Here is a 22,365-nt window from a genome sequence, read left to right on the forward strand (position 1 = left end):
CTCACCAGATGTCTTTCGAAAATCCCGCCGCCCGCAAAGCGCGGCGGGGTGTCGGGTGAAACGCTACTCAGCGCTGCCCGGGGAACGCATCTTCATCACGGAATGGGAACCACCAGAAGTCCTGGGCGGAGGCGGCCGGGTCCATCATCACGAACTTGCTGTGGCGGAAGTTATCCAGCCCCTCGGCCCCCAGTTGCCGGCCCATGCCCGATTGCTTGCGCCCGCCGAACGGCCCCGCATCGTTATCCAGCAGAGGGGCGTTCACCCAGACCATGCCGGCTTCCAGTTCGTGGCTGGCGCGCATGCTTTCTTCCAGGTTGGTGGTGTAGATCGTCGAGCCCAGGCCATAGCGCGAATCATTGGAGAGCCTCAGGGCTTCGTCGAGGCTGGCCACCTTGCAGATCGGCGCCACTGGCCCGAAGCTTTCGTCGTGCATGATGTCCATGCTCGCGGCGATGTCGGTCAACACCGTGGCTTCGGCAAACCAGCCTTTGTCCAGCCCGCGCGGGCGGCCACCGCCGGCACCGACGCGGGCGCCTTGTTCGATGGCCCGGTGCAGAATCCGCTCATAGCGTTCGCGCTGGGCCTGGGATGCCAGCGGCCCCATGTCGACCTTGTCCAGGCCATTGCCCACGCGGATCAGCCGGGCATGATGGACCAGGCGCTCGACGAACGCATCGTAGACCGCCTCGTGCACATAGAAGCGTTCGGAGGAGGCGCACACCTGGCCACAGTTGAGGTAGGCGCCGAAGGCCGCACCGCGCGCAGCGATATCAATTGGTGCCGAGGGCATGACGATGAAGGGGTCGTTGCCCGAGGTTTCGATCAGGGTGCGCTTGTACTGCCCCGCGCATTCCCGGGCGATGCTGCGGCCGGTCTCGATCCCGCCAGTGAACGCGACCATGTGCGTATCGGCATGCCGCACCAGTTGCTGGCCGACGTCGGCGCCCCCGGTCAGTACCTGGACCAGGCCCTGGCCCAATTCGGCGAAGGCCTGGACGAACTGCAAGGTGGTCAGCGAGGTCAGCTCGGAGGGCTTGATGATCACCGCGTTGCCGGCCACCAGCGCGGCGGCGGCCTGCCAGCAGAGCAGGCACAGCGGGTAGTTGAAGGGCAGAATCAGCACCACAACGCCCAGCGGTTCCTTTAGCGAGAAGTTGAATTGCCCGTCCACCACGGGGCCTGCGACCCGGCCGATCTCATGCCGACCCAGTTCCGCGTAGTAATCCACGGCGGTGGCCGACCAGGAGACTTCGTCGAAGGACTCCTTGTAGGTCTTGCCGATTTCCCGGGTGAGCATCTCGGCGTAGAGCGGGCGCAGCTGGCGGATTTCGGCGGCCACTTCGTGCATGGCTTCGGCACGGTGCAAGGCATTGCTGCGGTTCCAGCGCTGCTGCGCCTGGTTGGCAATGGCGACTGCGCGGTTCACTTCTTCGCGGGTAGCATCGCCGATCTGGCCGATGCGCTGCTCGGTGGCCGGGTCGACCACGTCGTAACTCGCGGGGTTCATGCCGACCTGCAATTCACCGTTTATCCAATGACGACCGCTGAGGCGGGCAAACTGTTCAAGAGCATTCATGGGGGGCGCTTTTCCTTCAGTCGATGGAATGGCGCATCCGGCAGACGCCCAAGCGATGTTGCCTGGCGGCGGGCCGCGGATGCACAAGAGGCAAACCAAGGTTATGCCTCTGGCCGTCCACGGCTCTTTCAGGTTCCTGCTGGTTTTTATGTAATCCTGCGAATTGTTTTTCCGAGCTACTTGGCCGCCAAAACCCCCGGAGGCTGCCAAGTCCCTTCGCCGGCCGGCAGAATCGACGGCGGTGTGCCCTTGGGCCAATACAGGCGCATCACAAGGTAGATAGGGCCGTTGGGTGCGGGCAGCCAGTTGGCTTCCTTCTTCCTGCCGGGCGAGTCCTTCTGGATATACAGGGTCAGCGATCCATCCTTGTTCTTCTGCATGCCGCGCAGCATCGGCGAGTTGATGAGGTAGCGATTGATGGGGTTCTTGATCAGGAGCTGGCTCTTGCCGTCATACATGGTCACCGACCAGAAGGCATTGACCGGTGGCAACTGTCCGGCGGGGAACGTGAGGGTGTAGTTGTGTTTGCTGCCATCGAGCGGTTCGCCGGACGCATCGGTACGGGTCATCGGGTAAGTGGCTTCCACGGCATCGTTGCCGTAGATACCGCCCTTGGCTGCACTGGCACGCATCAGCCAATTGCCCTTGAAGAAATCACGGTCGCCGAAGAACGAACCGACCTTCCAGCCATTGAGATTCTTCATGCCGTTGCTCAGGAAATCGTCCACCTTCTCGTCACCGGCCTTCATGCCCAGCAGGATGGCAGCCTTGTGTTCTGCCGAGAGGTCCTTGTACTCAAAGGTCTTGCCAGGCCCGATGCCGATGCTGGCCAGCCTGGCCCGCAGATCCTTTTCTTCTGGCGCCGGTGGGACGAATTGGAGTGCGGCGTCCAGGTATTGATAGAAGTTATCCTTGATCCCGGCCGTGGTGGCGGGGAGGAAGTCGACCTTCGGTGCGGCCGGCGGTGCCGGTTGCTTGAGGAAGGCCGACAGTGGTTGGGCTTTGTATCCGGCCTGCACCTTCACCACCTTTGGCATGTCGGCGGGGTTGAAGAGTTGAGTCCGATAGGCGGCGACCGCGAAGGGGGTTGTCGAGGCAAAGACCTTCTTGATACCCGGGGGCGTCTGGCCATTCCAGTCGGGACCTACGACGAGGTAGTCGCCCGGTCCGCTTCCCGTTGCACGGCTGCCGATATAGCCGAAGTTGTAGGTATTGGCGTCGGTGAGCATCACCGAGTAGTAGCGCTTTTTATCCACCGCGGGCACCGACAGCACCATGGGCTCGGCGCGTAAATCCATCCACAGGATCGAGTAGGGCGTGTCGCTGTTGGGCGTGACGATGGCCGTGTCTTCGTAGGTAAAGACGCGGGCTTCATTTCTGATCTGGTTGAACGGTGCCTTGTATTGCGGGTTGCTCGTATCCACGGCGAATTCATACATCACCGCGTAGTTCATGACCAGCGGCAGCCCATAGATGAACGCTTCCTCGGCGATGGCCCTGGTTTGGGCGATGTCTGGCGCGGCGACGCCTTGGGCAACGTCTTTCTTTTCGGCCTGGGAAACCGGGTCGTCTTTCTTTTCGCAGCCGGTAATCAGGCTGGCCGCAACTGCAAGGATGGCGACCCATTTCATGTGCACTGAAGGTTGGGGGTTCATTGCAGTGCGGCTCCGGTGGGGTTAACTAAACGAACGGCTGCCCGCCGAACCCTCTGGGCAGTCGTTGCCGCCCGGGAAGTTCGCTGAGTTTTTGCTGCCATTAGGCGCGCCAGTTAATGGCCGCATGCGCCATGGCGGCCACAGGCCAGGTGCCCGGCGTCCCTGTAATGGGTGACCATTGAGGGATCTCCTTCGCCGTGAATGAGATGCAAGTATTTAGCGTAGCAGGTGGGGGATTGCGTTGTATTGGAGGGCTTGCCCGCGATGGCATCACTGCGCTGATACAGACAAACCGCGTTGCCTGTATCGCGGGCAAGACCCGTTCCTGCAATTCCCACGCGGAATGGAGTGGGAACGAGGTGGCGATAAATCAGCGGTTGGCGTCAACCCACTGCTGGGTATCTTCCAGGGCCCGACCAAACACCTCCAGAATCGCCCGGATGTCCGCCTCGGTGGAGATCAGTGGCGGGCAGAAGGCAATCGCGTCACCCATGTTGCGGGTGATCATGCCATGCGCCTGGGCGCGGCCGGCCAGGTAGCGGCCGAGCTTGCCCACCACCTCGAACGGGGCCTTGGCCTGGCGGTCGGCAACCAGCTCGACAGCCGCGATCAGGCCCACACCGCGCACTTCACCCACCAGCGGGTGGCCGGCGAATTCGCGCAGGCCGGCCTGCAGGATTTCACCCATGGCGGCCGCATGCCGGACCAGGTTGTCTTCCTCGATGATCTTGAGGTTTTCCAGCGCCACGGCGGCGGCAACCGGGTGGCCGCTGCCGGTGAAGCCGTGGCCCAGGGTGCCCAGGCTGTGGCTCTGGTCGGCGATGCCCTGGTACAGCTCATCGTTGATCAGAATCGCCGAGATCGGCTGGTAGGACGACGACAGCTGCTTGGACAGGACCATCACGTCCGGGCGGATGCCGAAGGTCTGGCAACCGAACATATTGCCGGTACGGCCAAAGCCGCAGATCACTTCGTCGGCCACGATCAGCACATCATGCTTGCGGCATACGGCCTGGATCTTGTCCCAGTAGGTGCGCGGCGGCACGATCACGCCACCGGCGCCCATCAGCGGTTCGGCATAGAAAGCCGCGACGGTTTCGGCGCCTTCACGCAGGATCAGGCTTTCCAGCTCGGCTGCCAGGCGGTCGGCAAACTGTTCTTCGCTCTCGCCGGGCAGGGCGTTGCGGTAGTGATGCGGGCTACCGACATGGTGGAAGCCTGCCAGCGGCACGTCGAAACCGCGCTGGTTGGCCGGGATGCCGGTCAGGCTGGCGCTGACGATGGTGATGCCGTGGTAGCCGTTGACGCGGCTGATGAACTTCTTCTTGGCCGGCTTGCCGATGGCGTTGTTGCGGTACCAGATCAGCTTGACCACGGTGTCGTTGGCTTCGGAGCCGGAGTTGGTGAAGAACACCTTGCTCATGGGCACCGGGGCCATGGCGATCAGCTTGTCCGCCAGCTCGATGCTCGGGGCATGGGACTTGTGGCTGAACAGGTGATAGAAGGGCAGCTGGCGCAGCTGGTTTTCGGCAGCCTTGATCAGGCGCTCGTTACTGAAACCCAGGGCGGCGCTCCACAGGCCCGACATGGCTTCGATGTACTGCTTGCCCTGGTCGTCGTAGACGTGAATGCCTTCACCGCGCTCGATGATCAGCGGGCCGACTTCTTCATGCACGCGGGCATCGGTGTAGGGGTGCAGTTGGTGTTGTTTGTCTTTCTCGGCCAGCGACAGCTCTTGCTTGCTCATAACGTCTCTCTTTTCAGAAAAGAAGGGGCTTCAAAAGGGAAAGGGGCGCTTGCGCCCCTTGAATGGCATCAGCGATCGGTGGATACCGGTATGCCGCCCTGGGCGATCACGCGTGCCTTGGCCTTGGCGTGCCGGCGGCTTACCAGCAGGCCGGAACAGACCACCAGCACACTCAACACGGCAGTGGCGACCACTTCCAGCTGATGGTCGGGACGGAACAACATCACCACCAGCACCATGGAAATGAACAGGATCACCGCCCAGGTCAGCCACGGGAACAGCCACATGCGGTAGTCCAGTTGCTTGCCTTCGGCGGTCAGTTTCTTGCGCAGGCGCAGCTGGGAAACGGCGATCACCAGGTACACCAGCAGGGCGATGGTGCCGGAGCTGGCCATCAGGAAACCGAACACCTTGGACGGCACCATGTAGTTGGCGATCACGGTCAGGAACGCAGCACCGGTCGACAGCAACACCGCATAGATCGGTGTACCGCTGCTGGTGGTGTAGTTCGCACAGGCCGGGGCTTCGCCGCGCTTGCTCAGGGAGAAGAGCATGCGCGAGGCGGTGTACAGCGAGGAGTTCAGGCAGCTGGTGACCGAAGTCAGCACCACCACATCGATCAGCATCTTGGCGTTGGGCACGCCGAGGATTTCCAGCACGGTCACGTACGAGCCTTCGGTGGCCAGGCGTGGGTCGTTCCAGGGCACCAGGGCCACGACAATGAAAATCGAGAGGATGTAGAACAGCGCGATCCGCCAGATCACCGAGTTGGTGGCCCTGGAGATCTGCTTCTCGGCCGCGTCCGACTCGGCCGCAGCGATGGTCACAACTTCCGCCCCCAGGAACGAGAACATGGTGATGAGCATGGCACTGATCACCGCGCCGAAGCCGTTGGGCATGAAGCCGCCGTTGTCCCACAGGCGCGAGACGCCGCTGACGCCGGTTTCGGGCAGCAGCCCCATGATGGCGCAAATACCCAGGGTGATGAAACCGACGATGGCCAGCACCTTGACCAGTGCCAGCCAGAACTCGAACTCGCCGTAGTTCTTCACGCTGAACAGGTTGGTGGCTGTCAGCAACAGAGTGATGACCAGCGACAGCACCCAGATTTCCAGTTGCGGAACCCAAGAGTTGATGATGGTGGCGGCGATGTTGGCCTCGATCGGGATGATCAGGACCCAGAACCACCAGTACATCCAGCCGATACTGAAGCCGGCCCATTTGCCGATGGCGCGGTCTGCATAAGTGGAAAAGGAACCGGTGTCGGGCGATGCCACGGCCATTTCGGCCAGCATGCGCATGACGAGAATCACCAGGATGCCGGCGAAGATGTACGCCAGCACGGCAGCGGGCCCCGCCTCTGCGATAGCGCGACCGGAGCCGACGAACAGGCCTGCACCGATGACCCCGGCAATCGAGAGCATGGTGACGTGACGGGATTTGAGCCCGTGACTGAGGTTGTTATTGTGCTTGTTATTCATGGTCTTACCTTTCTCAAGCAGCGTCCTTGCCGAAGCGAAGACAGGGCGGCCCCGGCACGCGGATAGCGGGGCCACCATGGTCAGCTCATTGCAGTGACAGACGGCGAGCCTTACGCCAGTTCGTCGAAGCACTCGCCGATGATGCGCAAGCCACGCTGAAGATCGGCGTCGCTGACGGTCAGCGGCACGAGGATGCGCAGGACGTTGTAGTAGGTGCCGCACGACAGCAGGATCAGGCCCTTGTCGCGGGCGCGAGCGACGATCTTGCCGGTCAATTCGGCGGCCGGTTTGTTGGCATCGCCGCCTTCGCACAGTTCCACGGCGACCATGGCGCCGAGATTGCGCACTTCCAGGACGCAGGCGTGCTTTTCGCCGATCTGGCGCAGGCCGCTGCTCAGGATTTCGCCGACCGATTTGGCGCGGTCGAGCAGCTGCTCTTCTTTGAAGGCCTCGATCACCGCCAATGCGGCGGCGCAGGACACCGGGCTACCGGCGTAAGTGCCGCCGAGGCCGCCAGGGGCGACCGCGTCCATGATTTCAGCCTTGCCAGCCACGCCCGCCAGCGGGAAGCCGCCGGCGATGGATTTGGCGAAGGTGGTCAGGTCGGCAGCGATGCCCATCTGCTCCATGGCGAAGAAGGTACCGGTGCGACCGGCGCCGGTCTGTACTTCATCAGCGATCAGGACGATGCCGTGCTCGTCGCACAGGGCACGCAGGCGCTGCATGAAGGCTTTCGGGGCGACGGTGAAACCGCCTTCGCCCTGTACCGGCTCGAGAATGATCGCGGCGATGTCGCTGGCTTGCGCGTCGTTCTTGAAGATGCGTTCGATGCTGGCGATGGCGTCGTCGGTGCTGATGCCGTGCAGTTCGTTAGGGTACATGGCGCGGAAGATGCCGCCTGGCATCAGGCCCATGCCGGCAGAGTAGGGCACCACCTTGCCGGTCAGCGACAGGGTGTAGTGGGTGCGGCCATGGTAGGCGCCGGTGAAGGCGATCACGCCGGTGCGGCCGGTGTGGGCGCGGGCGATCTTGATGGCGTTCTCGACGGCTTCGGCACCGGTGGTGACCAGCAGGGTCTTCTTGGCGAAGTCGCCCGGGACCAGTTTGTTCAGTTTCTCGCACAGCTCCACGTAAGGCGCGTAGGCGAATACATGGAAGCAGGTATGGGTCAGCTTGGCTTGTTGTGCCTGCACGGCGGCCATGACTTTGGGGTGCAGGTGGCCGGTATTGAGCACGGCAATGCCGCCGGCGAAATCGAGGTACTCGCGACCTTCGACGTCCCAGACAGTGGCGTTTTCGGCGCGATCGGCGAAGATCTGGTGGATCTGGCCGACGCCACGGGGAATGGCGTCCATACGACGTTGCTGCAGGGATTGGTTGGTATCGCTCATGCTTGCCTCACGGGCCGCAACAGCAGCGGCCTTGTTATATGAAAACGTTGTATGAAAACGTTGTATGAAAAATGGTGAATTCTCAGATGCCGGTGCTGCTCAGATGCCGATGCAGAGGTACTTGATTTCCAGGTAGTCCTCGATGCCGTACTTGGAGCCTTCGCGGCCCAGGCCCGAGGCCTTGATGCCACCGAACGGCGCCACTTCGTTGGAGATGATCCCGGTGTTGACCCCGACGATGCCGTATTCCAGCGCCTCGCCGACGCGGAACACACGGCTCAGGTCGCGGGCATAGAAGTACGAGGCCAGGCCGAACTCGGTGTCGTTGGCCATGGCGATCACTTCGGCTTCATCCTTGAAGCGGAACAGCGGCGCCAGCGGGCCGAAGGTTTCTTCCTTGGCGACCGCTGCGTTGCGCGGTACATCAACGAGGATGGTCGGCTCGAAGAAGGTCCCGCCCAGGGCATGCGGCTTGCCACCGGCGACCACTCGAGCGCCTTTGCTCACGGCGTCCTCGATGTGTTCCTCGACCTTGGCCATGGCCTTGGCATCGATCAGCGGGCCAGTGGTGATGCCGTTTTCCAGGCCGTTGCCGATGTTCAGTCTGGCCACGGCAGCGGTGAGTTTTTCGACGAAGGCATCGTAGACACCATCCTGGATGTACAGGCGGTTGGCGCAGACGCAGGTCTGGCCGTTGTTGCGGTACTTGGAGATCAGCGCGCCATCGACGGCAGCGTCCAGGTCGGCGTCATCGAAGACGATGAAGGGGGCGTTGCCGCCCAGCTCCAGGGAAACCTTCTTGATGTCCTTGGCGCACTCGACCATCAGCTGGCGACCGATTTCGGTGGAGCCGGTGAAGGTCACCTTGCGCACGATCGGGTTGCCGGTCAGCTCGCCGCCGACTTCGCCGGCGCTGCCGGTGACCACGCTGAACACGCCTTTCGGAATGCCGGCGCGCTCGGCCAGTTCAGCCAGGGCCAGGGCCGAATAGGGTGTCTGCGAGGCGGGCTTGAGGACCATGGTGCAGCCGGCGGCCAGGGCCGGGCCGGCCTTGCGGGTGATCATCGCCGAAGGGAAGTTCCACGGGGTGATGGCCGCAGTCACGCCGATGGGCTGCTTGATGACCATCAGACGCTTGTCGACCTGGTGGCCAGGGATCATGTCGCCATACACGCGCTTGGCTTCTTCGCCGAACCACTCCAGGAACGACGCGGCATAAGCGATTTCGCCACGGGACTCGGTCAGCGGCTTGCCCTGTTCCAGGGTCATCAGGCGCGCCAGGTCTTCCTGGTTGGCCATCATCAGGTCGAACCACTTACGCAATTTATTAGCGCGTTCCTTGGCGGTCAGGGCACGCCAGGCCGGCAGCGCCTTGTCGGCGGCTTCGATGGCGCGGCGCGTCTCGGCTGCGCCCATTTTCGGCACGCTGCCGATGATTTCGCCGGTGGCCGGGTTAGTGACCTTGAGGGTCTGGCCGTTGTCGGCATCTACCCATGCACCGTCGATATAGGCTTGTTGGCGGAACAGTTGCGGATCGTTGAGTTGCACGCTTGAGTCCTCGTTATTGGGTCGCAATGGAAGCCGCCAGAGGGGCGGGGCGGGTGGAATTGACGGGTTTGACGAAACTGGCGCCACTGCTTGCGAGCTGCTCGCGGACCTTGTCGACGATGTGCGCGCCGATCGGGATGGCCGAGGTTGCCGCAGGCGATGGGGCGTTGCAGACGCTGACGCTGCGGGCGGTGTTGACGAACAGGAAGTCGTCGATCAGCTTGCCGTCCAGCGACACGGCCTGGGCGCGTACGCCGGCCGGGTAGGCGGTGAGGTCGCTCTTGTTGATGCTCGGGCAGTACTTCTGCACTTCCTTGAGGTAGCCACCCTTGAACAGCGAGTTCTTCATCTCGATCAGGCCCGGGCGCAGGTTCTTCATCAGCACCTTGAGAATGCCCGGGGTGGTCAGGGTTTCGAACATGTCCGACAGCGAGATATCGGTCTTGCGATAGCCTTCGCGCTTCATCGCCAGCACCGCGTTGGGGCCGACGGTGACGGTGCCGTCGATCATGCGGGTCAGGTGCACGCCGAGGAACGGCATGGACGGATCCGGGATCGGGTAGATCAGGTGGTTGACGATCTGGTTGTGCTGCTTGGGCAGCAGGTAGTATTCGCCACGGAACGGGCAGATGATGAAGTTCGGCTTGATCCCGAGCATGCGCACCACCCGGTCGGCCATCAGGCCCGAGCAGGTGATCAGGAAGCGCCCGTGGTGCTCCTGGTTGCCGGTGCGTACCACGACTTCATCGGGGCGTTCGTCGATGGCGACCACTTCGCTGTTGTAGCGGATCTCGCCACCGGCGGCTTCGAACTCGCGGCCCATGGCAGCGGTAACTTGTGCGTAGTTCACGATGCCGCTCGACGGCACGAAGATACCGCCCAGGCCGACGATGTTCGGCTCGCGCTCGCGCAGCTCTGCGGCCGACAGCCAGTCACGCTTGATGCCATTGGCCTCGGTGCGGTCCCACAACGCGCTCATGCGCTGCATTTCCAGCTCGTTGGTCGCTACCAGCAGCTTGCCGCACTCGTCGTAACGGATGCTGTGCTTGTCGCAGAAGGCCTTGGTGGCCTTGTTGCCTTCCAGGCAGAAACGCGCCTTCAGGCTGCCCGGCGTGTAATAGACGCCGGCATGGATCACGCCGCTGTTGTGGCCGGTCTGGTGCCTGGCCGGGCCGGATTCTTTTTCCAGCAGGAGGATTTTTGCGTCCGGATAGACTTGGGTCAGTTGCATGGCCGTGGACATACCCACAATGCCGCCACCGATGATGATGAAGTCGTACACAGCCATTGGCTTGCACCCACCTGAATGATGTTGTTGTTTGGGAACGACGAGGGCCACACATGGTGGCCCTGGTCATTTCGGCTCTTGGCAAACCTTACTGGCCGCGCTGGTACAGGGTTTTCTGGTAGCTGATGTAGCCGCGCTGGCGCATCAGCTCACGGCGCAGGCCCTCGTGGGCGGTGAAGCGGTCACGGCCGTGCAGCCAGAACATGTTGTTGACCAGCACGAAGCTGCCGATCGGCACCGGTACCGAAACCTTCTTCTGGCTGCCTTCCAGGGACTCGCTCATGGCGTTCAGCCAGATGCCTTCCTCGAAGTCCTTGGGCTGCACGAACTGGTCGATGTAGCGCATGGTCGGGCGGCCTTCGGCGTCGTTGTCGAATACGGCGTGGAACACGTCTTCACGCACGTTCTTGCTCGGTGGCGCGGTGAAGCGCATTTCACGACGAGCCAGCGGATGAGTGTAGTACTGGTTCAGGTCTTCCCAGTCGTCCAGGTGCAGCAGCAGGGTGTTGCCGCCTTCCATGTTCTGCTCGTCGATTTTCATCATCAGCACGTAGTCGGTGCGCTCTTTGACGAAGGTGCCGTCGTTGTGCAGTTCCATCACCCGGTGTGGCTGGCGCAGGTAGCTGTCGGAGTTGTCGGTGTTGACCACCACGAAGCGGGCGTAGAACTGGCCGCTCATGGCGTCGAAGTTGGAACGACCGATCAGGTGGGCCACGGCCGAGGAGAGCTTGACCATGTCATCGGCCTGGGTCACGTCACACAGGCCTTCGGGGGTGATCAGCATGCCGCCGGTGGCGCGGTCCAGGATGGTGTTGACCAGCACCGGGCGCAGGGTGCCTTCGCACAGCTCGTCGAGAATCTGGCCTACGCGGAAGCGCAGGAACGACTTGTACTCCAGTGCCTGGACCGGCCACTCGGCCACCGCCTTGACGAACGCGTCGACGGTTTCCTTGGCAAATTTCAGCTCCAGCAGGCGCGGCGACTGGCTGGAGTGGGTGAGGGTGAAGCCCTTGCTCTCCGATGGCAGCGGCATCACAAGGTCCTGAATCTGAGTAAAGGCGTTCATGGCAGTTCCTGGGCAGAAGGTAGTGATTAGCGCCTTCCAGCGTTGGTCTGGATCAGGCATGGAGCAAAAATATCGCCATCCGTTAAAAATGTCTACATTTTTGTATAGAGGCGACAAAATATATTTTCGTCTAATGTTTTTCGGCTGATAGATGTTTGGGTATGATTGGGCTTTGTCGATTTCAGGAGCAGCACCTTGGATAGCCTCGCCCCCAGGCAGAACTCTGCAATCAGCGGGTATGAGTGGCTCAAGCAGGACATCATCCGTGGCGTATTCAAGCCCGGTGAAAAACTCCTCATGAGCGGGCTCAAGGAGCGCTATGACCTGGGTGTCGGCCCGCTGCGCGAGGCGCTGTCACAGCTGGTGGCCGAGCACCTGGTGGTGGTCATCAGCCAGAAGGGCTACCGCGTCGCGCCCATGTCGCTGCAAGAAATGCAGGACATCTACGATGCCCGCGCCAACCTGGAAGCGATGATCGTCGGCCTTGCCATCGAGCGCGGCGACGACGCCTGGGAGGCGCAGATCCTGGCGCAGTCCCACACGCTATCGAAAGTCATGGATGTGAAAACCCGCGAGCAGGTACTCGACGTCTGGGACGAGCGGCACAAGGCCTTTCATACCGCCATCGCTGCCGGTTGCGGTTCCAAGCACCTGTTGCAGGCGCGCGGCTATCTGTTCGATCAGGCCGAGCGCTACCGCCATTTGTGGCTGACGCAAACGGTGTTTTCCGAAGAAGCCCTGGAACTCAAGCGCAAGGAGCATGCCGCGCTGGTCGAGGCCATTCTTGCGCGCGATGCACCGCGCGCCACGGCCATGATGCGCACCCACCTGATGACGCCTGTACCGATCATTGTCGAGGTCATGCAGCGCGGTGAACACAAGGCGGCCGTCGCTTCAATCGCCCCGCTGGCGTGACAGCGCCGCTCGATCGATAACGTTGGTCGACTGAGCGGAACATCGGGCGTGCGATAGAGTCTTCCGTTCATCATTGCTCGTCCTTGAGGTGGTCGATGAACTCGCCAGCCCGGCACCCGCTGCAGCATTTATCCCATCGTCGCAAGGACGGTGACCCGGCTGTGATTGCCCCCTTGTTAAAGCAATACGCCGAACCCTTGCCCGCCCTCGACAGCCCCGAATTCGGCAAACTGTTCGACCGCTACGGCGATGCCCGGGTGGTGTTGATCGGCGAAGCCAGCCACGGCACCTCGGATTTCTATCGTACCCGGGCAGCCATCACCAAGCGGTTGATCGAGCGCCACGGTTTCTCGATCGTGGCGGTCGAAGCGGATTGGCCCGACGCCGGCCAGATCGACCGTTGCGTGCGCGGGCTGGGGCCGTCGGCATGGAAGCACAAGGCGTTCACCCGCTTTCCGGTGTGGATGTGGCGCAATACCGACATCGACAGGTTCGCCCGCTGGCTGCATGCCCACAACCGCGCACTGCCGCCGGGGCAGCGCGTCGAGTTCCGGGGCCTGGATGTCTACAGCATGCGCAACTCGATTGCCGAGGTGCTCGGCTATCTGGAGCGAATCGACCCGCAGCTGGCCCATGAAGCCCGCCATCGCTACGGCTGTCTCACGCCCTGGCAGGACGACCCGGCGCTGTATGGTCATTTCGTCGAGCGACTGGGTGAAATGCCCTGCGAGCAAGCGGTGGTCGAGCAGTTGAACAGCTTGCTGGGCGAACGGCTCGGGCGTTTCATCAAGGAAGACGAGGCCTTTTTCGGCGCTACCCAGAATGCCCGCGTGGTGCGCGCCGCCGAACAATACTACCGAGCGATTTACCGCAGCTCCGAAGCCTCGTGGAACCTGCGCGACCAGCATATGTTCGATACCTTGCGGGCCTTGCTCGATCATCGGGGCAACGATGCCAGGGCCGTCGTCTGGGCGCATAATTCACATATCGGCAATGCAGCGGCCACCTCGATGGGCTGGAGCGGCGAGCTCAATATCGGGCAGCTTTGCCGACTGGCCTTTGGCCGCGATGCGGTACTGATCGGCATGGGCACTGATCGCGGTGAGGTTGCGGCGGCCGATGACTGGGATGGCGAGGTGCAGGTCAAGAAGGTCCTGCCCTCGCGGGCCGACAGTTGGGAGCAGCAATTTCTCAAGGCGGGCGTGAGCGCCTCGCTGACCGACTGGCGCGAATCCGCGCGCGGGAATCTGCGTGAGGCCTTGTCGCAGGTGCTGCTCGAACGTGCGATCGGCGTGATCTACCGGCCCGGGTCCGAGCGCAGGAGCCACTATTTCGAAGCGGTCCTGGCCGAGCAGTTCGATGCGTATGTCTGGATTGAAAAAACCCGTGCGGTGACGCCGCTACCCGCGCCGCACATCACAAGCCGGGAAGAGGACACCTTTCCGTTTGGAGTGTGAGCATGCATTCCTATCAATCGTTTACCCCGGCGTTCAGGGATCGCCGGGCGGCCGGCAAGGCACTGGTCGAAGCGCTGCGCCCGCTGGTGGCTGAAACACCCCTGGTACTGGCGCTGCCTCGTGGCGGCGTGCCGGTGGCCTATGAGATCGCCATGGCGTTCAAGGCGCCGCTGGACGTCATTCTGTCGCGCAAGATCGGCGCACCCGGCCACGAAGAGTTCGCCATCGGCGCTATCGTCGATGGTCCCGAGCCGATCTGGGTCGTCGATCAGATCATGCTTGACTCGATGGGGATGTCACCGCACTGGTTCGAGGCCGAGAAAGAGCGGCAACTGGAGGAAATCCGCCGGCGCCGCGCGGTCTATTGTGGCAATCGGCCATCACCCCTGCTCGCCGGACACGACGTCATAGTCGTCGACGATGGCGTCGCGACCGGTAATACCGCCCGGGTCGTGCTGATGTCGCTGGCGGGATTGCAAATCAAGCGCCTGATTCTCGCGGTCCCCGTCGGGCCTCGGGAAAGCCTCGAGAGCTTGCGACCGCTGGTCGATGAGCTGGTCTGCCCGGTCGTACCCACATGGTTCGGGGCGGTTGGCGCGCATTACCAGCACTTCGAACAAACCACCGACGAGGAAGTCATCGAGTTGCTGGAAAAAGCCCGGCGAGAGGAAGGCTAGCCGGGCTCTTCGGAGGCGTCATCGCCGGCGATGTCCGCGTCCTCTGGCACGACTTCGAGTTCATCGAGGTCTTCGGTGTCGTCGGCATCATTCAAGGCCGGCAGATGGTCCGGAGCATTGGGGTCAGGTTTTTCGGGCGTGCGAGGGGTCTTGATATCCATACAAACCTCGAGTGGACGTTCAACAAGATCGTTCACGTTAGAAACCCTGGTCGCGCGATCGTTCAGTCAATCGATGGCCATTGGTCACGCGCTGAAGATTTTGAGGACATCCCCGGCCACGGCGACCCGCCGTGTCACCAGCTTGGCTTCGATCCGGTCCAGGTGCTGATGCATCAAGTGCAGCGCGCTCTGTGCATCATGGCCTTCGATCGCATCGACGATCGCCGCATGCTCCTGCCAGGCGCAATGGCTGCAGGGGTGTTCTTCGTACTGAGCGATGATCAGCGAGGTCAGTGGCAGCAGGCCGTTGAGGAAGTGCGCCAGCGGCGCATTGCCGGCCAGGTTGGCCAGCTGCAGGTGAAACTCGCCGCCCAGGCGAATGGCGGCGCAGCGTTGGCCTTGTTCGTGATGCTCGCGTTCGTTGGCGATCAGTTCACGCAACTGGCGAATGTGTGCAGGCTTTGCGCGTTGGGCCGCCAGGCTGATCAGCGTGGTTTCAGCCAGGCGGCGGGCGTACAGGATCTGCGCGGTCTGCTCGCTGTCGGGGGCCGCGACCTGGGCTTTGTGATTGGGCCGCTGGAGGATCACCTGCTGGTGCGACAGCCGCGCCAGTACGCCGCGAATGATTGTTCGGCTGACACCGAAAATCTGCGCCAGTGCCTCTTCGGTCAGCGGGGTGCCGGGGGCCAGGCGTTGTTCCAGGATAGCGTCGAAAATCTGCGGGTAAATGGACTTGATCGATGCTTTGCTTTCGCCTGCTGAAGCGGGCTGCTGAGTGGGTGCACAGGCGTTCATCGTTTGCCTCCGGGGTTGGCGTCAGTTGCCCAGGTTGTCATCGGGAATATTCAGGGTAATGCCCATGCGCAGGCCTTCCTGGAGGATGTGCTTGCGCATTTCGGCGCTGGCCAGGGCGCTGTTCTTGTTGCGGATGGCGCGAACCACCGCTTCGTTTTCCTGCAGGCGTTCGGCCAGGTGTTCAGGCGAGTTGCGCAGCATTTCGGCGCTCTGCTTGAGGGCGTTGCTGGTTTGCTGCACGACATTCTGGAAGATCGGGTTGGAGGTCAGGGCGAACAGCTCTTCATGGAACGCGATGTAGGCGTTCATGCCGGCTTCGCTGTCATTGGCTTCCAGTGCTTCGCGCATGTCCATCAGGGTCAGGCGCAGTTGGCCGACTTCCTTGCTGCTGATCGTCTGGGCGACCAGCCCGACGATAAACGGCTCAAGGGTGTAGCGCAGTTGCAGCACATCCTCGAGGCTCGCGCCGGCAACCGTGGTCTCGCTGCGGGGTGGTTCGACCGCAACGCCGTCGAGCACCACTACGCCTTTGCCAGGCATCGAGCGCACCAGGCCCAGGGTTTCCAGCACGATGACCGCCTCGCGCAGGCTGGGGCGGCTGATACCCAGCTGCTCGGCCAGCTCGCGTTGCCCTGGCAGCATGTCGCCCGAGCGCCACTGGCCACGCGCCAGGGCTTCACGCAATTTCTCCACTACCGAATTCACAACTGTTGAAGAGGTAATCACTGTTCGCTCCGTGAGTTACATAAAAGACTCAATTGTTGCGCCGATGCCGGGCCGCGACAAACGCAGGCCCGGCACCGGATGTTCAGAACTCCTGCTGATGGGCGTTGGGCGGCGCTTTTTTCGACAGGAAGATAAAGCCTTCCTTGCCGGAGAGTACGTTATTGGCCCGGGTGATATCGATGTCCTTCTCCCAACGGGCGATGGCGACGGTGGCCACGCAGTTGCCGATGAGGTTGGTCAGCGCCCGACCGATGCCCATGAACCAGTCCACGGCCAGTACCAGCACCAGGCCGACCACCGGTATGGCCGGAATCGCCGTCAGCGTTGCGGCAAGAATCACCAGGGCAGAACCGGGGATGCCGTGGGCGCCCTTGGAGGTGATCAGCGAGACCGCCAGAATCGTCAGCAAATCCGACATCGACAGCGGTGTGCCGGTGGCGTTGGCGATGAAAACGATGGCCAGCGTCAGGTAGATAGAGAAACCATCCAGGTTGAAGGAGTAGCCGGTCGGAATCACCAGACCAACGGTGGAGCTGCCAATGCCCAGGTGTTCGAGCTTGCGCATGATTTGTGGCAGCACGGCATCGGAAGACGCGGTACCGAACACGATCAGCAGCTCTTCACGCAGGTATTTGAGGAAGGGCAGCAACCGCATGCCCGACAGACGCATCACCAGGCCCAGGACCAGCAGGACGAATGCGATGCAGGTCAGGTAAAACAGCGCAACCAGGCCGCCCAGGTGTTGCAGGGAATCCAGGCCGTATTTGCTGGTGGTGTAGGCGATGGCGCCAAACACACCGATGGGGGCCAGGCGCACGATCATGCCCATGATGCGGAAAATCACGTGGCTCAGCTCATTGATCAGCCGCGAAATCCCCGAGGCCGATTCACCCACCAGATTCAGGGCGCTGCCGAACAGCACCGAAAACAACAGCACCTGCAGGATGTTGTTGTCGGCGAAGGCGCCGACCACCGAGGTCGGGATCAGGCCCAGGAGAAATTGCGTGGTGCCGTGCATGTGCTGGCTGCGCTCGGCCAGGTCACCCATGTCTGCGGTCGAGAGCTGGTCCAGATGAATATTGGCGCCGCTGCCGATGCCGGTGCTGAAGGCGAACACCAGACCGATGATCAGTGCCAGGGTGGTCAGGACTTCGAAGTAGATGACGGATTTGAGGCCGATCCTGCCGACCTTCTTCAGATCGCCGGCACCGGAAATGCCGCTGACCACCACACAAAAAACGATCAAGCCGATGAGCATCTTGATCAGCTTGATAAAGCCATCGCCGAGCGGTTTCAGTTGTGTGGAGTATTCGGGAAAGCTGAGGCCGCACGCGATGCCGAGCATCAGGCCTACAACTACTTGGAAGAAGATCGAACGTGAGCACCATCTGAGCATGGGGAGGATCTCTGTCGGTGTCCTGGCTTCGCTGCCGGAGGCGGTGAGCGCGGACTTAATTGTTGTGGTCTTACCGGTATGTCCAGTGCACGCTCAGATTACGCTTTTCCTTGGGGTGCGCAAGGGGTTTTTTGCGGGTTTTGGGGTTTTTTGGTTTTACCGGTCTGACCAGTTGTGGCGCTTGACTCTGTCATCCCTTTACACACACCACCTGACGCAGGGTATGCACGACTTCCACCAGCTCGCGCTGCGCTTCCATGACCTGGTCGATGTCCTTGTAGGCCATCGGGATTTCATCAATGACGTCGGCATCCTTGCGGCATTCCACATGCGCGGTGGCGCGCACCTGATCGGCAACGGTGAACAGTTTTTTGGCCTGGGTCCGGCTCATGACGCGGCCCGCGCCGTGGCTGCAGGAGCAGAACGACTCCTCGTTGCCCAGGCCGCGGACGATGAAGCTCTTGGTGCCCATGGAGCCCGGGATGATCCCCAGTTCACCCTTTTGCGCCGACACCGCGCCCTTGCGGGTGACCAATATCTCCCGGCCGAAATGCCGCTCCCGTTGCACGTAGTTGTGGTGGCAGTTCACGGCTTCGAGTTCGGCATCGAAGGGCTTGGCAATGACCTGGCGCGCCGCGCCGATGACCGCGTGCATCATCAAGGCGCGGTTCTGCCGGGCGAAATCCTGGGCCCAGCCGACGGCCTCCACATAGTCGGCGAAGTGCCGGCTGCCTTCCTCTAAATACGCCAGGTCGCGGTGGGGCAGGTTGGCGATGTGCTGGCACATGTCGGCCTGGGCCAGTTCGATGAACAGGCAGCCAATGGCGTTGCCGACCCCTCGTGAACCGCTGTGCAACATGAACCAGACTTGGTTGGCTTCATCCAGGCAGACTTCGATGAAATGGTTGCCGGTACCCAGGGTACCCAGATGCTGGCGGTTGTTGGTCTTTTCCAGGCGCGGGTACTTGTCGGTGATCGCCTTGAAGCGTCCAGCCAGCGCTCTCCAGGCATGCTCCGCCGAGCCGGGTACGATGTCCCAGGCTCCCGTGTCGCGCTTGTTTCGGCCGAAACTGCGGCCGTGGGGCACGGCCTTCTCGATGGCACTGCGCAGGCGGCCCAGGTTGTCCGGCAGGTCGGCGGCGGTGAGTGAGGTGCGCGCGGCGATCATGCCGCAACCGATGTCCACGCCCACGGCGGCCGGGATGATCGCGCCGACGGTCGGGACCACGCTGCCGATGGTCGAGCCCTTGCCCAGGTGCACATCCGGCATCACGGCCAGGTGCTTGAAGATGAAGGGCATCTTCGCGGTGGCGATCAGCTGGGCCTTGGCCTCGGCTTCGACAGGTACGCCGTGGGTCCAGAGCTTGATCGGCTTGCCGCCGGGGACTTCGAGGAGTTCGTAGGTGGGGGTTGGCATGGGGTATTCCTCCGCGGGGGGCAGGAATATTTTACGCTGTTCTTGCGGGACTATCGCTTGTAGCCGCTGCCGAAGGCTGCGCTCGCCTGCGCAGCAGGCGCAAGATCTTGAGATCGCCGGGGAGCCCCTGCGGGTCTCCAGCGTCGCAGCGGCGCACCGAGCCTTCGGCAGCGGCTACAGGAATTGCGGCGTGCCAGAGAACGGGATCAAGTCAACGCCGTCGCCGTATTCTTGACCACCGCCAACTCCGGATGCGCCACCAGCTTGTCAATGTGCAGCTCATCATTGTTCAGCCAGGTTTCCGTCAGCACCCGATAGTGCTCCATGTCCTTGCAACGCATGCGCAGGCTGTAGTCGAACGGGCCGCTGATGAGTTGGCATTCGAACACCTGCGGGCAGGCCTTGACGCAGGCTTCGAAGGCTTTCTGGGCCGCACGCCCGCTCTGGTTGGAGAGGGCGACCAGCACCAGCAGCGACAGCCCCGGGGAAACCATCTGCACATCGATGATCGCCCCGTAACCACGAATCACTCCCCGCCGTTCGAGCTTGCGCACCCGTTCCAGGCAGGGCCTGGGCGTGAGGTGCACCAGCGATGACAGTTTTTCGTAGGTGATCCTTCCATGGTGACGCAACACATCGATGATCGCCTCATCGATGCGGTCCAGTGGAGTCGAGGTGTGGGAGCCGTTGGCCTTCGTATCCATTGTCAGGTCTTTTTCACTTCAATCGGTTGGACAGGAATTGCTGCAGGCGCTCACTGCGCGGCTGGTCGAGTATCTCGGCGCTGCCCTGTTCCTCGACCCGCCCCTGGTGCAGAAACAACACCTGGCTCGAAACCTGCCGGGCAAAACCCATTTCGTGGGTGACCATGACCATGGTACGACCTTCCTCGGCCAGCGTCTGTATGACTTTGAGCACTTCGCCGACCAGCTCGGGGTCGAGCGCCGAGGTCGGTTCGTCGAACAGGATGATCTCCGGCTCCATGGCCAGGGCCCGGGCTATGGCGACGCGCTGCTGCTGCCCGCCCGAGAGGAATGCCGGGTATTGGTCGGCCACCCGGCCCGGCAGGCCGACCTTGTCCAGATAGGTGCGGGCGCGCGCCTCGGCCTCCTGCGCGCTGACGCCGAGCACGCGGCGCGGAGCCATGCAGATGTTCTCGAGGACGGTCATGTGGCTCCACAGGTTGAAATGCTGGAAGACCATCGACAGACGCGTGCGCAGGTTCTGCAGCTGCGCCGGGTGAGGGGCGCGGGCGCCGCCTTTGCCCGGGCGCATTTCGATGGTCTGGCCATCGAGGGTGATGCTGCCGGCGTCGGGTTGTTCGAGGAAGTTGATGCAGCGCAGCATGGTGCTTTTGCCGGAGCCGCTGGCGCCGATCATGCTGATCACATCGCCGGCTCTGGCGTTCAGCGAAACGCCCTTGAGCACCTCATGTTCGCCATAGCGTTTATGCAGGTCCTGGACCTTGAGCTTGACGGCCGCGCTGTCGGCAACGGCACTGTTGCGTGCGCCCGGGCGTGAATGGGTTGGTGCGTCCTGGTGAGACGACAAGGCCTGTGCGGACTGTTTCATGGGTTAGCCTCGGGTAGGAGCAAGAAAGGTCATCCAGCGGCGCTCGGCCAGGCGGAACGCGCCGACCAGGGCGAATGACAAGAGCATGTACAGCAGCGCAGCGATACCGAACGACTGGAACGTCAGGAAAGTCGCGGCATTGGCGTCACGGGCCACCTTGAGGATGTCGCCGATGGTCGCGGTAAAGGCCAGCGACGTGGCGTGCAGCATCAAGATCGCTTCATTGCTGTAGGCCGGCAACGAGCGACGCAACGCCGCCGGTATCACCACGAACAGGTTCAGGCGCCAGCCGTACAAGCCATAGGCCCTTGCCGCTTCGATTTCGCCATGGGGAATGTTGCGGATGGCCCCGGCGAATATTTCCACGGTGTAGGCACAGGTATTGAGCACGAAGGCGAGCAAGGTGCAGTTCAGCGCGTTGCGGAAAAACTGGTCGAGCAGGGCGTTGTCACGGACCACTTCCAGGCCATAGAGCCCGGTGTAGCAAATCAGCAGCTGGATATACAGCGGCGTGCCGCGAAACAGGTAGGTGTAGAACTCCACCGGCCAGCGCACCCAGAAATGCTCGGAAACCCGGGCAACGGCCAACGGGATGGAAATGAAGAAGCCGAACACCATCGAGACAATGAACAGCCAGAGCGTCATGGCCACGCCCGACAGGCCGTTGCCATCGCTCCAGATAAACGCATGGCCGTATTGCTGCAGTAGTTCAATCATCGCGCCAGCCCCTTGATGCCGATGTTGTAGCGTCGCTCCAGGCGTTTGAAGACCTGGTTGGAGAGGGTGGTGATCACCAGGTACACCAGCGCCGCCAGGATCAGGAAATACAGGGTGTTGTTGGTGGTCTTGCCAGCGTTCTGCGCGGCCTTGACCAGGTCCGACAGGCCAATGATCGAGACCAGTGCGGTGGACTTGAGCAACACCAGCCAGTTATTGCCCAGGCCCGGCAGGGCAAAACGCATCAGTTGCGGGAACAACACCAGGCGAAAGCGCTGGGCCTTGCTCAGCCCGTAGGCGGTGGCGGCTTCCAGTTGCCCGGCTGGCACGCTCAGAATCGCCCCGCGAAAGTTTTCGGTGAAGTAGGCGCCGTAGATGAAGCCCAGGGTCATGACCCCGGCATTGAAGGGGTCGATTTCCAGATAATCCCAGCCCATCAGCTCGGTCAGGTCGTTGAGCCACAATTGCAGGCTGTAGAAAATCAGCAGGATCAGCACCAGGTCCGGCACGCTGCGGATCAGCGTGGTGTACATCGTCGCCGGCACGCGCAACACACGCACCTTGGACAGCTTGCCGGTGGCGCCGAGCAGGCCCAGCGCCAGGCTCAGCAGCAGTGACAGCATGGCAAGCTTGAGGGTCATCCAGGTACCTTGGGCCAGCAAGGGGCCAAAGCCCTGCAGGCTCAAGGCCTGCAGGCCCATCGAGTCGAGGAGTTCATTCACGGGAAGAGTCTCTGTAAGGCGGGAGACGAAGACCAACACTGACCCGGTGGCACCG

The 22,365-nt window shown here is 62.2% G+C and carries 20 protein-coding genes; 3 read left to right on the forward strand and 17 right to left on the reverse strand.

Translation table 11 applies throughout. The features are described from left to right. Positions 1 to 67: 67 nt before the first annotated feature. The 8 genes from NVV94_RS08475 to glaH all read right to left on the reverse strand — a co-directional run bounded on the left by NVV94_RS08475 (position 68) and on the right by glaH (position 11,755). Positions 68 to 1,579 (reverse strand): aldehyde dehydrogenase, encoded by a 1,512-nt coding sequence (locus NVV94_RS08475; protein ID WP_258446752.1) that lies wholly within the window; start codon positions 1,577 to 1,579, stop codon positions 68 to 70. A gap of 176 nt (positions 1,580 to 1,755) precedes the next feature. Further along, positions 1,756 to 3,234, reverse strand: coding sequence for a DUF1254 domain-containing protein (locus tag NVV94_RS08480; protein ID WP_258446753.1), 1,479 nt, complete (start codon positions 3,232 to 3,234; stop codon positions 1,756 to 1,758). A 370-nt stretch (positions 3,235 to 3,604) separates the two neighbouring features. After that, a complete protein-coding gene (locus NVV94_RS08485; protein WP_258446754.1) occupies positions 3,605 to 4,981 on the reverse strand; it encodes an aspartate aminotransferase family protein in 1,377 nt (458 codons plus the stop codon). Between the two features lie 68 nt (positions 4,982 to 5,049). Next, on the reverse strand, positions 5,050 to 6,462 hold the full coding sequence (gene gabP / locus NVV94_RS08490) for a GABA permease (RefSeq protein WP_258446755.1): 1,413 nt from the start codon (positions 6,460 to 6,462) through the stop codon (positions 5,050 to 5,052). A gap of 110 nt (positions 6,463 to 6,572) precedes the next feature. Beyond that, positions 6,573 to 7,853: a 4-aminobutyrate--2-oxoglutarate transaminase gene (gene gabT, locus NVV94_RS08495; RefSeq protein ID WP_258446756.1), complete on the reverse strand. Its 1,281-nt coding sequence runs from the start codon at positions 7,851 to 7,853 to the stop codon at positions 6,573 to 6,575. A 99-nt stretch (positions 7,854 to 7,952) separates the two neighbouring features. Beyond that, complete coding sequence (gene gabD / locus NVV94_RS08500; protein ID WP_258446757.1) at positions 7,953 to 9,401, reverse strand: NADP-dependent succinate-semialdehyde dehydrogenase; 1,449 nt, start codon at positions 9,399 to 9,401, stop codon at positions 7,953 to 7,955. A gap of 13 nt (positions 9,402 to 9,414) precedes the next feature. Continuing rightward, positions 9,415 to 10,683: an L-2-hydroxyglutarate oxidase gene (gene lhgO, locus NVV94_RS08505; RefSeq protein WP_258447650.1), complete on the reverse strand. Its 1,269-nt coding sequence runs from the start codon at positions 10,681 to 10,683 to the stop codon at positions 9,415 to 9,417. Between the two features lie 94 nt (positions 10,684 to 10,777). Then, the gene (glaH, locus tag NVV94_RS08510) at positions 10,778 to 11,755 is read right to left on the reverse strand and encodes a glutarate dioxygenase GlaH (protein ID WP_258446758.1); all 978 of its coding nucleotides are present in this window, start codon (positions 11,753 to 11,755) and stop codon (positions 10,778 to 10,780) included. Positions 11,756 to 11,950: 195 nt separating this feature from the next. On the opposite strand from glaH, the gene csiR reads away from it, so the two are divergent. The 3 genes from csiR to NVV94_RS08525 all read left to right on the forward strand — a co-directional run bounded on the left by csiR (position 11,951) and on the right by NVV94_RS08525 (position 14,804). Further along, positions 11,951 to 12,670, forward strand: a complete 720-nt coding sequence (gene csiR, locus NVV94_RS08515) for a DNA-binding transcriptional regulator CsiR (protein WP_258446759.1) — start codon at positions 11,951 to 11,953, stop codon at positions 12,668 to 12,670. A 95-nt stretch (positions 12,671 to 12,765) separates the two neighbouring features. Then, a complete protein-coding gene (locus tag NVV94_RS08520) occupies positions 12,766 to 14,127 on the forward strand; it encodes an erythromycin esterase family protein (RefSeq protein ID WP_258446760.1) in 1,362 nt (453 codons plus the stop codon). Positions 14,128 to 14,129: 2 nt separating this feature from the next. Then, on the forward strand, positions 14,130 to 14,804 hold the full coding sequence (locus NVV94_RS08525) for a phosphoribosyltransferase (protein ID WP_258446761.1): 675 nt from the start codon (positions 14,130 to 14,132) through the stop codon (positions 14,802 to 14,804). On the opposite strand, the gene NVV94_RS08530 is transcribed toward NVV94_RS08525, so the two are convergent. From NVV94_RS08530 to NVV94_RS08570, 9 genes are all read right to left on the reverse strand, one after another. Next, positions 14,801 to 14,965 (reverse strand): hypothetical protein, encoded by a 165-nt coding sequence (locus NVV94_RS08530; RefSeq protein ID WP_258446762.1) that lies wholly within the window; start codon positions 14,963 to 14,965, stop codon positions 14,801 to 14,803. The two genes, NVV94_RS08525 and NVV94_RS08530, sit on opposite strands and share 4 nt — an antisense overlap. Positions 14,966 to 15,049: 84 nt before the next feature. After that, positions 15,050 to 15,760 (reverse strand): GntR family transcriptional regulator, encoded by a 711-nt coding sequence (locus tag NVV94_RS08535; RefSeq protein ID WP_258446763.1) that lies wholly within the window; start codon positions 15,758 to 15,760, stop codon positions 15,050 to 15,052. Between the two features lie 21 nt (positions 15,761 to 15,781). Next, positions 15,782 to 16,486: a FadR/GntR family transcriptional regulator gene (locus tag NVV94_RS08540; protein WP_258446764.1), complete on the reverse strand. Its 705-nt coding sequence runs from the start codon at positions 16,484 to 16,486 to the stop codon at positions 15,782 to 15,784. Between the two features lie 82 nt (positions 16,487 to 16,568). Then, entirely contained in the window at positions 16,569 to 17,882 is a 1,314-nt protein-coding gene (locus NVV94_RS08545) for a C4-dicarboxylate transporter DctA (RefSeq protein WP_258446765.1), read from the reverse strand. 190 nt (positions 17,883 to 18,072) lie between these two features. Continuing rightward, positions 18,073 to 19,299, reverse strand: a complete 1,227-nt coding sequence (locus tag NVV94_RS08550) for an RtcB family protein (protein ID WP_258446766.1) — start codon at positions 19,297 to 19,299, stop codon at positions 18,073 to 18,075. A 206-nt stretch (positions 19,300 to 19,505) separates the two neighbouring features. After that, positions 19,506 to 20,003, reverse strand: coding sequence for an Lrp/AsnC family transcriptional regulator (locus NVV94_RS08555; RefSeq protein ID WP_258446767.1), 498 nt, complete (start codon positions 20,001 to 20,003; stop codon positions 19,506 to 19,508). Positions 20,004 to 20,016: 13 nt separating this feature from the next. Further along, the gene (locus NVV94_RS08560) at positions 20,017 to 20,871 is read right to left on the reverse strand and encodes an ABC transporter ATP-binding protein (RefSeq protein WP_258446768.1); all 855 of its coding nucleotides are present in this window, start codon (positions 20,869 to 20,871) and stop codon (positions 20,017 to 20,019) included. Positions 20,872 to 20,874: 3 nt separating this feature from the next. Further along, entirely contained in the window at positions 20,875 to 21,588 is a 714-nt protein-coding gene (locus tag NVV94_RS08565; RefSeq protein ID WP_258446769.1) for an ABC transporter permease, read from the reverse strand. After that, positions 21,585 to 22,289: an ABC transporter permease gene (locus NVV94_RS08570; protein ID WP_258447651.1), complete on the reverse strand. Its 705-nt coding sequence runs from the start codon at positions 22,287 to 22,289 to the stop codon at positions 21,585 to 21,587. The genes NVV94_RS08565 and NVV94_RS08570 overlap by 4 nt, the downstream gene beginning before the upstream one ends. Between the last annotated feature and the right edge of the window lie 76 nt (positions 22,290 to 22,365).

This window comes from Pseudomonas sp. LS1212 (assembly GCF_024741815.1).
Lineage (GTDB): Bacteria > Pseudomonadota > Gammaproteobacteria > Pseudomonadales > Pseudomonadaceae > Aquipseudomonas.

Coding starts and splice junctions, on each gene's coding strand:
- NVV94_RS08475 (WP_258446752.1), bottom strand. CDS start 1,579: ATGAATGCTCTTGAACAGTTTGCCCGCCTCAGCGGTCGTCATTGGATA.
- NVV94_RS08480 (WP_258446753.1), bottom strand. CDS start 3,234: ATGAACCCCCAACCTTCAGTGCACATGAAATGGGTCGCCATCCTTGCA.
- NVV94_RS08485 (WP_258446754.1), bottom strand. CDS start 4,981: ATGAGCAAGCAAGAGCTGTCGCTGGCCGAGAAAGACAAACAACACCAA.
- gabP (WP_258446755.1), bottom strand. CDS start 6,462: ATGAATAACAAGCACAATAACAACCTCAGTCACGGGCTCAAATCCCGT.
- gabT (WP_258446756.1), bottom strand. CDS start 7,853: ATGAGCGATACCAACCAATCCCTGCAGCAACGTCGTATGGACGCCATT.
- glaH (WP_258446758.1), bottom strand. CDS start 11,755: ATGAACGCCTTTACTCAGATTCAGGACCTTGTGATGCCGCTGCCATCG.
- NVV94_RS08520 (WP_258446760.1), top strand. CDS start 12,766: ATGAACTCGCCAGCCCGGCACCCGCTGCAGCATTTATCCCATCGTCGC.
- NVV94_RS08525 (WP_258446761.1), top strand. CDS start 14,130: ATGCATTCCTATCAATCGTTTACCCCGGCGTTCAGGGATCGCCGGGCG.
- NVV94_RS08530 (WP_258446762.1), bottom strand. CDS start 14,965: ATGGATATCAAGACCCCTCGCACGCCCGAAAAACCTGACCCCAATGCT.
- NVV94_RS08535 (WP_258446763.1), bottom strand. CDS start 15,760: ATGAACGCCTGTGCACCCACTCAGCAGCCCGCTTCAGCAGGCGAAAGC.
- NVV94_RS08545 (WP_258446765.1), bottom strand. CDS start 17,882: ATGCTCAGATGGTGCTCACGTTCGATCTTCTTCCAAGTAGTTGTAGGC.
- NVV94_RS08550 (WP_258446766.1), bottom strand. CDS start 19,299: ATGCCAACCCCCACCTACGAACTCCTCGAAGTCCCCGGCGGCAAGCCG.
- NVV94_RS08555 (WP_258446767.1), bottom strand. CDS start 20,003: ATGGATACGAAGGCCAACGGCTCCCACACCTCGACTCCACTGGACCGC.
- NVV94_RS08560 (WP_258446768.1), bottom strand. CDS start 20,871: ATGAAACAGTCCGCACAGGCCTTGTCGTCTCACCAGGACGCACCAACC.
- NVV94_RS08565 (WP_258446769.1), bottom strand. CDS start 21,588: ATGATTGAACTACTGCAGCAATACGGCCATGCGTTTATCTGGAGCGAT.
- NVV94_RS08570 (WP_258447651.1), bottom strand. CDS start 22,289: ATGGGCCTGCAGGCCTTGAGCCTGCAGGGCTTTGGCCCCTTGCTGGCC.